The organism is Streptomyces sp. MNU89, assembly GCF_020982505.1.
Classification (GTDB): domain Bacteria; phylum Actinomycetota; class Actinomycetes; order Streptomycetales; family Streptomycetaceae; genus Streptomyces; species Streptomyces xinghaiensis.
On the sequence record NZ_JAJKLL010000001.1, the window covers coordinates 6,622,011 to 6,635,584 of the forward strand.

The following is a 13,574-nucleotide window of genomic DNA, read 5'->3' on the forward strand; positions in this document are numbered from 1 at the left end:
CCGGCCGGCTGCCCGCCGGGACCCGGTACCAGAACAGCACCGCGCCGCACCGTCCGCCAGCGGGACTCCGCCGACGGGACGGAGGCAGGCACACCGGGCGGACCTCGCCGGCTCCCCGGGTTGTCACTGGACGGCCGAGCGGATCTCCCGCTCGGTGGCGGTGTGGGAGACGAGGAAGAGGATGTCCCCCGGCCGCAGCGGCAGATCGCGGGTGGGGAACACCGGTTCGCCGCCGCGGATGACGGCGGCGACGAGCGTGCCGGCGGGGAGCCGCAGGTCGTCGATCCGGCGGCCGTCCGCGCGGGAGCCGGCGGAGACCAGCGTCTCGATGACACCGATCCCGGTCTGCCCCAGCCGGAGCAGGGACACGGTGTCCACCGCCCCGGCGACCTCCTCGACCAGGGCGACCAGCGGCATGTCGGCGGGCACCGCGATGTCCACGCCCCAGTGCTCGTCGAACAGCCAGGTGTTCTCGGGGTCGTTGACGCGGGCGGCGACCCGGGGGACGGCGAACCGCGTCTTGGCGAGATGGCTGATGACGAGGTTGTCCTCGTCCCGGTCGGTGGCGGCGACGAGGACGTCGGCGGTGAGGGCCCCGGCGTGTTCGAGCACGGCGGGCTCGCAGGCGTCCCCGGGGACGAAGTCCGGGCCCGCCCCGCCCGCCGGGCCGGCGGGCCGCCGCTCGTCCAGGTCGACGAGGGTGACGTCGTGTTGCTCGGCGGCGAGGACCCGCGCGATCCGGCTGCCCAGCCGCCCGGCGCCCGCGATGATCGCTCTCATGTGCCCAGCTCCTTGCCGAGGAAGCCGCGCAGCGTGCCGAGGGCGGTGGCGGCGACGGCGAAGGTGACGACATCGGACGGTTCGGCCGCGGTGTTGTGGGCGGGGACGAGGGAGTGGCCGCCCCGGGTCACCTCCACCACCCGGATCTCCCCGTCCACGTCGAACTCCGCCAGCCGCCGCCCGGTGAGGTAGCCGGGCAGCTCGGAGCGGACGAGCAGGGTCTCGCCGTTGCCGAAGGCCAGTTCGGGGTCGAGGTGGCGGTGGAGCAGCGTGCGGTGGATCTGCTGGACGGTCCAGCGGATGGCGGCCACGGTGGGGATGCCGAAGCCGCGGTACAGCTCCTTGCGGTGCGGGTCGTGGAGGCGGGCGACGACGACGGGGACCCGGTAGGTCTCCTTGGCCGTGCGCGCGCTGACCAGGTTCCGGTTGTCCCCGGAGGTCAGGGCGACGAATGCGTCGGCGTGCTCGATCCCGGCCGCCTCCAGCGCCGTACGGCTGAAGCCGCTGCCGGAGTGGAACGCGCCGGAGAAGCCGGCGGGCAGCAGCCGCCGCGCCCCCGGGAGCGGGTCGATGATCCGTACGTCGTGGCCCTCGGCGGCGAGCTGCGCGGCGAGCGCGGAGCCCGTCCGGCCGCAGCCCGCGATGATCACTCTCATCGGTCCTCATCTCTTCCCGGGATCCGGGCGGGGCCCGGCCCGTCGTCCGCCGGCTCGTGTCCGGCCGGCTCGCCGCCGTCCGCCCGCCCGCCGTTCGCCCGCCCGCCGCCCGGGGCGGCCCGTTCGCCGCTCTCCGGACGGCGGCGGCGCAGCCACGCCTTGCGGAGCTCGTCGGCGGCCAGCGGAAGCGCCCCGAGACCGGTCAGCACCGCCCAGTCGGCCGCGGCGAGCGGGGCGGTGTTGAACACCCCCTGGAGCACCGGCACATAGCTGATACAGGCCATCAGGGCGATGCCGATGCCACCGGCGCCCAGCAGCCACGGATTGGAGAACAGGCCCGCCCGCAGCAGGCTCTGCCGGTCGGTGCGGACGGCCAGGCCCACGAAGAACTGGCTGAGCACGATGCCCGCCTGGACCATCGTCACCGCCTCCCGGTACACCGGGTGGTCCTCGGTGAACCGGGCGAACGGGATGCCGGAGGCGTGGATGTGCCAGAAGAAGACGGCGGTCACGCCGAGCGCCTGGATACCGCCGAGGAAGAGGATCCGGCGCATCACCGCCATCGAGAACAGGCGTTCCCCGCGGGCCCGCGGCGGCCGGTCCATGACGTCGGACTCCGGCGGCTCCGCGCCGAGCGCCAGGGCGGGCAGCACGTCCGAGCCGAGGTCGATGGCGAGGATCTGCACCGCGCTGATCGGGACGAGCGGGAAGCCGGTGAACGTCGCCGCGACGATGGGGCCCAGCTCGCCGATGTTGCTGCTGAAGACGTAGACCAGGAACCTGCGGATGTTCTGGTAGACGGAGCGGCCCAGCCGCACGGCGGTGGCGATGGAGGCGAAGGAGTCGTCCAGCAGCACCATGACCGCGGCCTCCCGGGCCACGTCGGTGCCGGAGGCGCCCATCGCCACCCCGATGTCGGCGTGCTTGAGCGCCGGGGCGTCGTTGGCGCCGTCCCCGGTGACGGCCACCACCTCGCCGCGCCGCCGCAGGGCGGTCACGGCCCGCGTCTTGTGCTCGGGGCTCACCCGGCACAGCAGCAGCTCCGGCCCGGCGGCCATCAGTTCGTCCAGCGCCGCGTCGTCGAGCGTGTCCAGACGCTTGCCGGTGACGACGAGCGGCTCGCGCCCGCGGACGATCCCCACCCTGCGCGCCACGGCCTCGGCGGTGAGCGGATGGTCGCCGGTCGCCATGACGATGCGGATGCCCGCCCGCCGGCAGGCGTCCACGGCCTCGCTGACCTCGGCCCGGGGCGGGTCGAGCATGCCGGTGAGGCCGAGCAGGGTCAGCCCCGACTCGGCGGTGTCGCGGTCCCCGCCGGGTCCCTCCGCCCGCCGGGCGGCGACCGCGAGGACCCGCAGCCCCTGGGCCGCCAGTTCGTCGTTGACGGCGACGACAGCGGCCCGGGACTCCTCGGTGAGCGACCGGGCCCCGTCGGCCCGGTCGATGTGCGTGCAGCGGGCCAGCAGCTCCTGCGGGGCGCCCTTGGCGTGGACGAGGAAGCCGCCGCCCGGCGCGCGGTGCACGGTGCTCATGAGCTTGCGGCCCGGGTCGAAGGGGTGCTCCGCCACCCGGGGGGATGCGGCCTCCTCGGCGTGCGGGTCGATCCCGGCCTTGGCCGCCGCGACGAGCAGGGCCCCCTCGGTGGTGTCGCCGAGCACCCGCCAGTTCCCGTGGTGCCCGCCCGGCCCGCCGCCGCTTCCGGGGCCGTCCCGTCCGCCGTCCCCGCCGGGCGGTACGAGCTTGGCGTCGCAGCAGAGCGCGGCGACCCGCAGCAGCTCCCGCACCCGCGGCGCCGGGTCCGCCACCTTGCCCTCCGGGGCGTACCCCACGCCGGACACCGGGTGGAGGGCCCCGTCGGCCCACACCCGGGTGACGGTCATCTCCGCCTGCGTCAGCGTCCCGGTCTTGTCGGTGAGGATGACGGTGGTCGAGCCCAGCGCCTCCACCGCCAGCAGCCGCTTCACCAGGGCGTTGCGGCGGGCCATCCGCCGCACGCCGATGGCCAGCGACACCGAGAGCGTCGCGGGCAGCCCTTCGGGGACGAGGGCCACCATCACCCCGAGGGCGAAGACGAACGCCTCGACCGTGTCGTCACCGGGAAGCCGGACGGCGAACAGAAGGGCACCGATGGCCAGCGCGGTCCCCGCCACCCGCCGCGCCATGGCCGCCACCTGGAGCTGCAACGGCGTCCTCTGCCGGGACGCGGAGGCCGTCAGCCGGTAGATGCGGCCGAACTCGGTGGCCGCCCCGGTGGCGAACACCACCGCCTTTCCCGCACCGGCCACCACGTCGGTCCCCATGAAGAGGCAGTTGCGCGCGTCCGTCAGCGGACCGGGGACGGCCATCGGCGCGCTGTCGCGGCGCACCGGATCGCTCTCCCCGGTCAGGGCCGCGTTGTTCACCGACAGCTCGTGCGCCTCCACGAGGCGGCAGTCCGCCGGCACCGCGTCACCGGCCTCCAGCGCCACCACGTCGCCCGGGACCAGGTCCCGCGCCGGCAACTCCTGCCGCCGGCCGTCCCGGAGGACGCGGCAGGTGTGCGGGACCATGGCCTGCAGCGACTCCGCCGTGCGCTCCGCCGAGTACTCCTGGGTGAAGCCGATGACGGCGTTGAGCGCCACCACGCAGAGGATCGCCACGGCCAGCTGGAGCCGGCCCGCGTCCCGGGGTTCGCTCAGCCAGTAGGCGAGGAAGGTGATCGCCGAGGCGAGGAGCAGGACGACGGCGAAGAGGTCGGTGAGCTGCGCCAGGATCTGCCGCCCCGGGCCGGCCCGCGCGGCGCGGGGCAGCTCGTTGGCGCCGTACCGCTCCCGGCGCTCCCCGGCGGCGTCCGGGGAGAGGCCGCGCGGGGAGGAGCCCAGGGCGCCGTGGACCTCGCCGGGCGGCAGCGCCTCCAGAGCGGGGCCGGCGGCCTCCGGGGCGCCCGGAGTGCCGTCACCGCCCGGGGCGGTGACGCGGGACGGGGTCACGGGCATCGGCCGGCGCCGGGGAAGGCGGGCCGCGGCTGCCCGGGCCGGGTGTCCCGCCGCTCCGCCCGCACGGGGCGGGCGCCCCGCCGGGCGCCGGGATGGGGAGCCATGGCCATCCTCCAGGGAGAGTGACGAGAGGCGCTGCTGTGCCGCCCTCCCTTCGTACCCCTTTTCCCGGGCCGCGGGGAGCGGCCGGACCGGTTCTGCCTCGGTTGGCGGAGCGGCGTCACCGCCGGCTGCCGGCGCTCGCGCCCGCCCTCGGAGCCGGGGCATCCGGACCGGGGGTCCGGCACCGGGGGGCCGGCACCGGGTTCCGGACCGGCGGTCCGGTCGGGCAGGGGTTCCGGACCGCCGGCCCGCCCGGGCGGGGGAGCGGCATGGCCCGAGCCCGGCCCCGGCGCGGCCGGGTGCGCGGGCACGGAGGCGGGAGGAAGCGGCGGGAGGAAGCGGCGGGAGAACCTGCCGGGAGGGCAGGACCGGTGAGAGAAGTGTGCTGATCGGCGCGGTTCCCGGTCGGTGCCCGGGGCGGCGGGTAGCGTGCCTCTTCCGTCGTGCGCGGCCGGGCCCGGTTCCGCGTTCAACTGGCCTTCCCCGGAACGGGGATGAGCCGTCCGGCGGCGGGTAGGCCCCTCCAGAAGCGGAACCGGAAGGTGACAACCATGACTCCTGCTCGACGGGGACCGGCCGCACTCCTGGCCGCCGCGGCCCTCCTGTTCACGGCCGCGTGCGGTTCCGGCGACGACGGGGGTGACGAGAAGACCACGAAGCCGTCGGCCACCGCCGGGACGGCGGACACCGGCACGCCGGACCGGTCGCCCACGCCCTCCTCGCCGAGCCCCACGGCGACCGCCCCGGCCGACCCGGACCGCGCCGAGGACGAGATCCGGAAGGCCTGGCGGGGCTTCTTCGACCCGGACGTGCCGGTGGAGAAGAAGACCGCTCTCGTCGAGGACGGCGTCCAGTACGAGCTGATGATCCAGGGTTTCGCCGAGGACAAGCGGGCCCGTGAGCTGCGGGTGCGCGTGGACTCCGTCGACTTCACCTCCTCGCGGGACGCCGAGGTCGGCTACACCCTCCTGCGCGGCGACGAGACGATCCGGCCGGAGAAGCCGGGGGAGTCCGTGCGGCAGGACGGCGACTGGAAGATCTCGTTCCGCACGCTCTGCTCCCTCGCGGACCGGGGCGAGGACGTCCCCAAGCCCGTGGCCTGCTGACCGCCTGAGCCCGGACCCCGGCCCGGGCCCGATCGGGAGGAGCCCGGGCCCCCACCCGGCCGCCCCGCCCCGCCCGGTATGCGAGGTTTCATCCTTCTCGCCCGGGAACCCGGCAGGCGGGGCAACGGCCGCCTCCCGGCCGGCCGCCGGCCCCGGTGCGCCGCGCCGCAGCGGCAGCCCGGCGCACGGACCCCAGCAGCGGCAAGGAGAGAGCCATGGCGCACACGAGCGTCCCCCAGGTTCTGCACGCGATCAAGGACGTCGACTTCCCGGCCGGCAAGGACGAGCTCATCCGCGCCGCGAAGGTGGGCGGCGCCTCCGAGGCGGCCGTGGCCGCGCTGCGCGGTATCCCGGCCGAGCGGTACGAGAACCGCGACCAGGTGGCCCACTCCGTGCGGGTCGACCCGGACTCCGACCTCGGCCACAGCCGCGGCCAGCAGGGCGAGCAGGCGCGCAAGGGCGCCAAGCGGCATCTGTCCCAGCACCTGCGCGACGCCGACAAGCCCCCCGTCGAGGAGGAGCTCGAACACCCGCGGAGGATGCCCGGCACCGGCCCCCGCCAGGGCCCCCGGCACCACTGAGGGCGGAGCGGCCCGCCGGACCCGGGGGAACCCGGGCGCCCGGCGGGCCGTCGCCGTGGTTCAGCGCGGCAGCGCCTGGCCCAGGCGGGCGCCGGCCTCCGGGGCGCCGAAGGCCGAGGGGCCGAACGAGACGACGCCGGTCGTGGTCAGCGAGGCGGCGGCGCCGCGCAGGACCCACACCGCGCCCGAGTCGCGGAACGAGCCGTCCTCCAGGGGAGCGCCGGCGGCCAGGTCGTCCAGTCCGTCGCCGTCGGTGTCCTGCAGGGCGAGGGCCGCGCCGAAACGGTCACCGGCCTCGGCGATCCCCGGGACGCCCGCCGTGTCCTGGTGGAAGGCGCGGGCACCGGTGCCGGACAGCCCGCCCGCGGCACCCTTGAGCAGGACGACGGCACCGGCGTCCGCGCCCGCCGGCAGATCCTCGTGGGGGACGCCGACGGCGATGTCCGCGCGGCCGTCGCCGGTGACGTCCCCGGCGACGAGGGCGGCGCCGAACTGGTCACCCGCCTCGCTCACACCCGGGACGCCCGCCGTGTCCTGGTCGATGACCGCGGTGCGGGTGCCGGGGCCGTCCGCCGTGCCGTACACGACCTCGACCGACCCCGGGTCGGTCGGCAGGTCCTCGTTGACGCCGCCGGGCACCGTCCGCATCACCAGATCGCCGTGACCGTCGCCGTCCACGTCACCGATCGCCGCGGAGGCGCCGCGCCCGGGGGAGGCACTGCCGCGGGCGAGGCCGGTGGCGGTGCCCCGCCAGAAGATGGCCGGTTCGGTCATCTCCTCGAAGTCGTGCAGGCTGACGAGGTCGTCCCGGCCGTCACCGGTGATGTCACCCGCGATCAGGTCCCGGGGCTCGAACACCCTGCCGGTGGGGACGTCCGCCGTGCCGGCCGGGGCGGCGGCGCGCGTGAACGGGCCGTAGAGGATCCGCAGGTCGCCCCACTCCTCGGAGACCGAGCTGACCCCCACCAGGTCGGCGTGGCCGTCGCCGTTGAAGTCCCCGCCGGTCAGGCTGTCGCCGCTCGTCCCGGCGGAGACGGGCAGCACCGTGCCGCCGTCCAGGCCGAACCGGGAACCCCAGAGGACGGTGACGGAGGCGGTCCCCGGGGTCTCCACGGCGAGGTCGGTGTAGCCGTCGCCGTCGAGGTCGCGGGCGACCGTGCGGTGGCCGAACCGCCCGCCGGCGGCCGGCGAGCCGGGGACCCCGGCCGTGGCCTGGCTGATGACATGCCGCCGCTCGGTCTCCACCCCACCGGAGGAGCTGTACACCACGACGACGTACCCGGCCTCCGCCAGGCCGCCGATGGTGGCGCCGGGGGCCGAGGAGGCGACGTCGGCGTGCCCGTCCCCGTCGAAGTCGGGCTGCGGCGCGAGCCCGGCCGGACGGGCGGCCGGCGCGCTCTCTCCGGCGCTCGCGGGGAGCGCCAGGAGCGACGGCACGGTCGCGAGGGCGGCCACGACCGCGCAGCGCGCGACGAGGGACGGGCGGATACGGCGACGCACAGAAGGCCTCCGGAGAAGTCGTCACACGAGCGGGGAGTGCCGTGTGTTCACCGGGCCGCAAGCGCGTGTTGGCGCGGTGAACACGTTCGGCACATCTGTGACGACGGCTCGCCGCGCTGAACGGTTGCACTGCCGTGTCACCGTTCAGCACGTCCGTGTAACGCCCCAACTGTCCTTTCCCGAGAACGGGTTGGCGGACTCAGCCCTGGGCGCCGCCGTGGCGCCCGGCCCGCGGCGCCCGGGGCGGCGGCGGCGGCCGGGGCGGCGGCCGGGTCGTGGCGCAGGGCGCTGGGCCACCACACCGCCGGCCCGATGTCCCGGGTGAGCGCGGGCACCAGCAGCGACCGCACCACCAGGGTGTCCAGCAGGACGCCGAAAGCCACGATGAAGGCGATCTGGACGAGGAACGCCAGCGGGATGACGACCAGCGCGGCGAACGTCGCTGCCAGCACCACCCCGGCCGAGGTGATCACCCCGCCGGTCGCCGTCAGCCCCTTGAGGACGCCCAGGCGGGTGCCCCGGAGCTGTGCCTCCTCCCGGACCCGCGTCATCAGGAAGATGTTGTAGTCCACGCCGAGGGCCACCAGGAAGACGAATCCGTACAGCGGCACGGACGGATCGACTCCGCCGAAGCCGAAGACGTGCTCGAAGACGAGGGCGGCGACCCCGATCGTCGCCCCGTAGTTGAGGGCGACGGTGAGGACCAGCAGCACCGGCAGCAGCAGCGAGCGGAGCAGCGCCACCAGGATCACCAGGATGATGGCCAGCACCACCGGGACGATCACCTTCAGATCCCGCTGGGCGGTGGTCTGGCTGTCGTACTGCTGTGCGGTGTAGCCGCCGACGAGGGCGTCCGCTCCGGACACCCCGTGCACCGCGTCCCGGAGCCGCTGCACGGTCGCCCGGGCGGCGTTGCTGTCGGCGTCGTCCTCCAGCACGGCGTCGATCCGCACCCGCCCGTCCACGACCAGGGGCTCGCCCCCGCCGGGCCGCCCGGACTCGGTGACGGGCGCCGCCGAGGAGACGCCGTCGGTGCCGTTCGCGGCCCGCGTCACCTCGCGGACCCGGTCGGCGTCGGCGATGATCACCGCGGGATTGCCCGTGCCGCCGGGGAAGTGCTCGCTCAGCGTGCGCTGCGCGGCGACCGACGGCGCGTCGTTGACGAAGATCTCGCTCAGCGGCACCCCCTCCGACTTCAGCTGGGGCGCGAAGACGGCGAACAGGGCGAGCACCGCGAGCGTCACGGCCCAGATCCGCCGGGGCGCCCGGTCCACCCACGCGGCGACCCGGGCCCAGATGCTGCTCTGCCCGGCCTCCGGGTGCTCCGGGTCCACCACGGGCCTGGGGCGGGCCGGCCAGTACGCGGCCCGGCCCAGCAGCAGCAGGGCGGCGGGCAGGAAGGTCAGCGCGGCGAGGACGGAGCAGACGATGCCGATGGCACCGACCGGGCCGAGCGCCTTGTTGTTCGCCAGATCGCTGAGCAGCAGGGCGAGCAGACCCAGCGCCACGGTGGCGGCGCTGGCCGTGATCGCCCCGGCGGATCGGCGCACCGCGGCGCGCATGGCGTCGAACCGCTGTTCGTGCTGGGGCAGTTCCTCGCGGAAGCGGGCGGAGAGCAGCAGGGCGTAGTCGGTGGCCGCGCCGATGACGAGGATGAAGAGAATGCCCTGCACCTGCCCGTCGACCCGGACCACGTCCCGCTCGGCCAGCGCGTAGACGATGCCGGTGGCCAGCGAGAGCGCGAACACCGCGCTGAGGATGATGACGAGCGGCAGCAGCACACTCCGGTAGACCAGCAGCAGGATCAGCAGCACGACGCTGAGCGCCACCCCGAGCAGCAGCCCGTCGATGCCCGCGAAGGCCTCGGAGAGGTCGTTCTGGGTGGCGGCGGGGCCGGCGATCCGCACTGATGTCCCGTCAACCCGTTCGGCCGCCTCGGTGATGCGGTCCAGGGCGTCGGCGGTCTCGTCGCCCAGATCGTCGCGGAGCTGGACCACGCCCTGCAGCGCGAGACCGTCCTCGGAGGGCAGGGCGGGGGAGACCCGGCCGGTGACACCGGGGCTGTCGGAGAGCGAGGCCAGCGCGCCGGTGGCCGCCTCCCGCTGACTGCCGGTGATCTTCCCCTCGTCGGCCGTCCAGACGACGATGGCGGGCAGCGTCTCGCTCTGCCGGAACGCCTTCTGAGCGTCGATCACCTTCGTCGACTCGGCGCTCTCGGGGAGGAATGCCGACTGGTCGTTGGTGGCGATCTCGCTGAGCTTCCCGGCGTACGGACCGAGGGCACCGCCGATCCCCAGCCAGACGACGAGCAGCAGGGCGGGTACGAGCCAGCGGGCGGCTCGCGGTGTGGACGGCATCGGTCTCCCTCGGAGAGATCAGCGGAACGGAACGCAATTCTCGTGCCCCCGATCCACCCCGGAGTGCACGACGCCACCGATTCGTCATCTGCGGGCCGTACGGATGCGGGGCCGGGGCCGGGGCCGAGCCGCGGCGGGCCCGGCACAGGTGCGCAGGGAAGGCGGTGCCGTCGCCTCGCCGGGCACGACGCCGGGCCACGAAGAAGGTAACGGGCGAGCCGCCGCCCCCTCGCACCGGGCCCGGCCTGCGGCTTCACGGCGTCTCCGGCACGCGCCGGCCGTGGTCGGCCGGCGCCGGTCGCCGTCGGCCGCCGTCGGACACCGAGGGCGCCGGCGCCGCACCCGGCGCCCGGCCGAGACGCGGGAGCTGCGCGCCATGTGCCTCCGCCGGCTCAGCTCAGATGCATGCGGCGTCCGGAGACGTGTTCGGGGGCGATGAGCACCCACCGGTCCTGCTCGTCGCCCGCCCAGGGCTCGGTGGGCGCCTGCTCGTCCAGCAGGGCCGCCTCGTGGCCGGTGGCGGCCCGGGCGCGGCCGGTGACCAGGACGCTCCAGCCCTGGCTCAGTATCTCGTCCACATCGTCGACCTCGAAGGCGACCTCCTGCCCCGGGGCGGTCGCGGGCGGGGTGCCGGGCCGGGCCCGGAACGCGATCATGTCGTCCCGGACCAGGTAGTTCACCGGGATGATGACCGGGCCCTCCTCGGTGGAGACGGCGATCCGGCCCACCCCGTGCGAGGCGAGCCGGTCCCGGCACTCCTCGGGACCGAGGTCGCGCAGCCGCGGATAGTCACCGGGCCGGCCCCGCTCCGGCGGGGGGCGGGGGAGGCCGCCGCGCAGCGCCGCGACCGTCGTCTCCAGCGCCCCGGCCAGCTTGAGCAGCCCCGGGCCGCTGGGGTCGGCCGGGTGCTCCTCCAGATACTCCAGGTAACCGGGGGCCATCCCGGCCCGGGTCGCCAGCTGCTCGCGGCTCAGGCCGAGGCGCTCGCGCTGGCGGGCGACGCGGCGTCCGATGTCGCCGCCGTCGTGTTCCGGTCGGTGGGCTGCCTTGTGGGACACCGCGATCGCATCCTCTCGCCGGTTCGGGGCCCGGCCCGGGTACCCACCGGCGCGGAGGACTATCCCGCCCGGAACGGACCGGAACGCCCCCGAGCGGCCCGCCGTCTCAGGCCCCGGGCTCCGGGCCACTGCCCGTACCCGCCCCGGCCGCCGCCGCGGTGCCCGTACCCGCCCGTAGGCGACCCCGGCCGCCCCGGCCCCGGCTTCCGCGCCCGGCCGGAGCACCGTGCGGATGTAGTCCTCCACCGTGGCCTCCAGGCCCACGTCGTGCCCCGCGCGCTCCGACATCAGCCAGCGGTGCTCCAGCAGCTCGTGGTAGATCTGCGCGATGTCGGCCGAGCCGCGCAGCTCGCGCGGGACCAGGCGGACGGCGGGCCGGAACACGTCCCGCACCCAGCGGTGGGCCAGCACCTCGGGACGCGCGCCCAGCGGGTCGCCCGGCGCGTAGTCGTCCTGCGAGACCATCCAGGTCTCCAGATCGCGGAGCAGGCTGCGCGCCTGGTTCTCCTCGGCGTCCATGCCCGTCAGCCGGAGCAGCTGCCGCTGGTGGTGGCCGGCGTCGACGACCTTGGGGAGGAACGTGACCGCGTCGCCCTCGGGGGTCGCCTGGATCTGCATCTCCGCCACGTCGAAGCCGAGGTCGTTGAGGCGGCGGATGCGGCGGTCGATGTAGTGGCGCTTGGCGAGCGGGTACACCGACTGGCGGGTCAGCTCGTGCCACAGCTCGCCGTACCGCTCGGCGATGGCCGTGCCGAACTGCACCGGGTCCACCGAGGGGTGCAGGGAGCCGCCCGCCTCCAGGTCCATCAGCTCGCCGGATATGTTGACCCGGGCGATCTCCAGGTCGTACTCCCGCTGCCCGTGGCTCAGCTGGGGCCGGAGCTGTCCCGTCTCGGCGTCGACGAGGTAGGCGGCGTACTCACCCGCGTCGCGCCGGAAGAGGGTGTTGGAGAGCGAGCAGTCGCCCCAGGCGAAGCCGCTGAGGTGGAGGCGGACGAGGAGGACGGCGAGCGCGTCCAGCAGCCGGTTGATGGTGCCGGGCCGCATCGTCGTCTCGAACATCGAGCGGTACGGCAGCGAGCCGTCCAGATGCCGGGTGATGAGGACGGGCTCCAGCGGCTCGCCGTGCGCGTCCCTCCGCCCGGTGACCACCGCGAGCGCGTCCACGGCGGGGACGGCGAGCCGGTCCAGGTCCCGCAGCAGCTCGTACTCCCGTACGGCCGCCCACTCGCCGACCTCCTTGACGGCGACCACCTCGTCCCCCGCCCGGGCGAACCGCACCACATGGCGGGAGATACCGCGCGGCAGCGCGACCAGATGCTTGTGCGGCCACTCCTCCAGCGGCACGCTCCACGGCAGGTCGAGGAGGTCGGCGGGGTGCTCGGGGGAGGTCGCGGTGATCTGGAGTTCCATGGGCCCAGTCTGCGGCAGGCCGGACGCACGCGGGGAGGGCCGGGTGGCCGTGGAGGCGCCGCGCCCCTGCGTGTGACGGCGGAGCCCTGCCGGCCCGGGGGAGCCGGGGAGACCCGGGCCGGCCTCCGGGCCCGTGATGCCCCGCCGGTGTCCCGGGACGCGGTCCGCGGGGAAGCCGGCCCTTGTACCGTGGAGGGACGGTCGTCGCAACCGGCCGCACCACACCGTCCGCAGCGAACTGCCGCACCGGACCGACCACACGGAGCCCTGGGAGGCCGCAGGCCATGACGGAACGGAAACCGCCCGGCGTCGACTTCGAGTCCTGGGTCGACCGGCAGATCCGCGAAGCCGCCGAGCGCGGCGCGTTCGAGAACCTGCCGGGTGCCGGCCAACCGCTCACCGGCCTGGACGCCCCGTACGACGAGAACTGGTGGATCAAGAAGAAGATGCACCGCGAGGGCGTCTCCGCCCTGCCCCCGGCGCTCGCTCTGCGCAAGGAGGCGGAGGACGCCTACGAGGCGGCGCTCGGGGCGCGGTCCGAACGCGAGGCCCGGCGCATCGTGGCGGAGATCAACGAGAAGATCCGCGAGGCGATCCGCAGGCCGCCGGCGGGCCCGCCCCTCAATCTCAGGCCGTATGACCCGGAGACCGTGCTCCGCGACCGGCGAGAGCGCCGTTCGGGCTGATCCGGCCCACCCGGGGCCCCGGCGGGGGACGGGTTCTGGGTGCCCCGCCCCGCGCCCGCCGCCGTCTCTCATGGCGGCAGAGGTCAACCGCCGGGTGCTGGACTTCATGGGCTCCGCCGACTGACCACTGCCGGCGCGACCGGCGCGACCGGCGCGACCGGGCCGCGTCAGCGGCTGCCCGGCACCGGTTCACGGCCGGTCCCCGCCGTCCGCCGGATGCCGCCCCGGCGCCCCAACGCCCGTCCGGGTGCGGCGATATGACGGGAAAACCGGTGTCACTTCCATGCCGGGGGGTACCCGGGGTAACGGTACGTGCCGGCATGACTGGCAGCCCACCGCCGGCAGGTCGTCCCGCCACCC

General features: G+C 75.4%; 9 protein-coding genes and 1 pseudogene. 3 read left to right on the plus strand and 7 right to left on the minus strand.

Going from position 1 to position 13,574, the window contains the following annotated elements; all coding sequences use genetic code 11:
* Positions 1–123: 123 nt before the first annotated feature.
* The 3 genes from E4N63_RS28450 to E4N63_RS28460 are packed head-to-tail and all read right to left on the minus strand — an operon-like array spanning position 124 to position 4,411.
* Positions 124–780, minus strand: coding sequence for a TrkA family potassium uptake protein (locus E4N63_RS28450; RefSeq protein WP_125622597.1), 657 nt, complete (start codon positions 778–780; stop codon positions 124–126).
* Positions 777–1,436, minus strand: coding sequence for a TrkA family potassium uptake protein (locus tag E4N63_RS28455; RefSeq protein ID WP_095757710.1), 660 nt, complete (start codon positions 1,434–1,436; stop codon positions 777–779). The genes E4N63_RS28450 and E4N63_RS28455 overlap by 4 nt, the downstream gene beginning before the upstream one ends.
* Positions 1,433–4,411, minus strand: a complete 2,979-nt coding sequence (locus E4N63_RS28460; protein ID WP_230242037.1) for a cation-transporting P-type ATPase — start codon at positions 4,409–4,411, stop codon at positions 1,433–1,435. Before E4N63_RS28460 ends, E4N63_RS28455 begins: the two co-directional genes overlap by 4 nt.
* Positions 4,412–5,064: 653 nt before the next feature.
* Between E4N63_RS28460 and E4N63_RS28465 the strand changes: the two genes are divergently transcribed.
* Together E4N63_RS28465 and E4N63_RS28470 are read left to right on the plus strand one after the other, a co-directional pair.
* A complete protein-coding gene (locus E4N63_RS28465) occupies positions 5,065–5,619 on the plus strand; it encodes a hypothetical protein (RefSeq protein ID WP_125622595.1) in 555 nt (184 codons plus the stop codon).
* Between the two features lie 215 nt (positions 5,620–5,834).
* On the plus strand, positions 5,835–6,200 hold the full coding sequence (locus E4N63_RS28470; RefSeq protein WP_019708604.1) for a DUF2795 domain-containing protein: 366 nt from the start codon (positions 5,835–5,837) through the stop codon (positions 6,198–6,200).
* A 60-nt stretch (positions 6,201–6,260) separates the two neighbouring features.
* On the opposite strand, the gene E4N63_RS28475 is transcribed toward E4N63_RS28470, so the two are convergent.
* The 4 genes and pseudogenes from E4N63_RS28475 to E4N63_RS28490 form a co-directional block, all read right to left on the minus strand.
* Positions 6,261–7,700 (minus strand): FG-GAP and VCBS repeat-containing protein, encoded by a 1,440-nt coding sequence (locus tag E4N63_RS28475; RefSeq protein ID WP_230242038.1) that lies wholly within the window; start codon positions 7,698–7,700, stop codon positions 6,261–6,263.
* A gap of 137 nt (positions 7,701–7,837) precedes the next feature.
* Positions 7,838–10,057, minus strand: a complete 2,220-nt coding sequence (locus E4N63_RS28480) for an MMPL family transporter (protein WP_230242039.1) — start codon at positions 10,055–10,057, stop codon at positions 7,838–7,840.
* Between the two features lie 392 nt (positions 10,058–10,449).
* Entirely contained in the window at positions 10,450–11,340 is an 891-nt protein-coding gene (locus E4N63_RS31315; RefSeq protein WP_374112899.1) for a helix-turn-helix domain-containing protein, read from the minus strand.
* Positions 11,320–12,528 (minus strand): annotated as a pseudogene (locus tag E4N63_RS28490) (DUF4032 domain-containing protein); the annotation flags it as partial. The gene E4N63_RS31315 and the pseudogene E4N63_RS28490, both read right to left, overlap by 21 nt.
* 284 nt (positions 12,529–12,812) lie before the next feature.
* Between E4N63_RS28490 and E4N63_RS28495 the strand changes: the two are divergent.
* Positions 12,813–13,214, plus strand: a complete 402-nt coding sequence (locus E4N63_RS28495; RefSeq protein ID WP_230242040.1) for a DUF1992 domain-containing protein — start codon at positions 12,813–12,815, stop codon at positions 13,212–13,214.
* Positions 13,215–13,574: the final 360 nt, after the last annotated feature.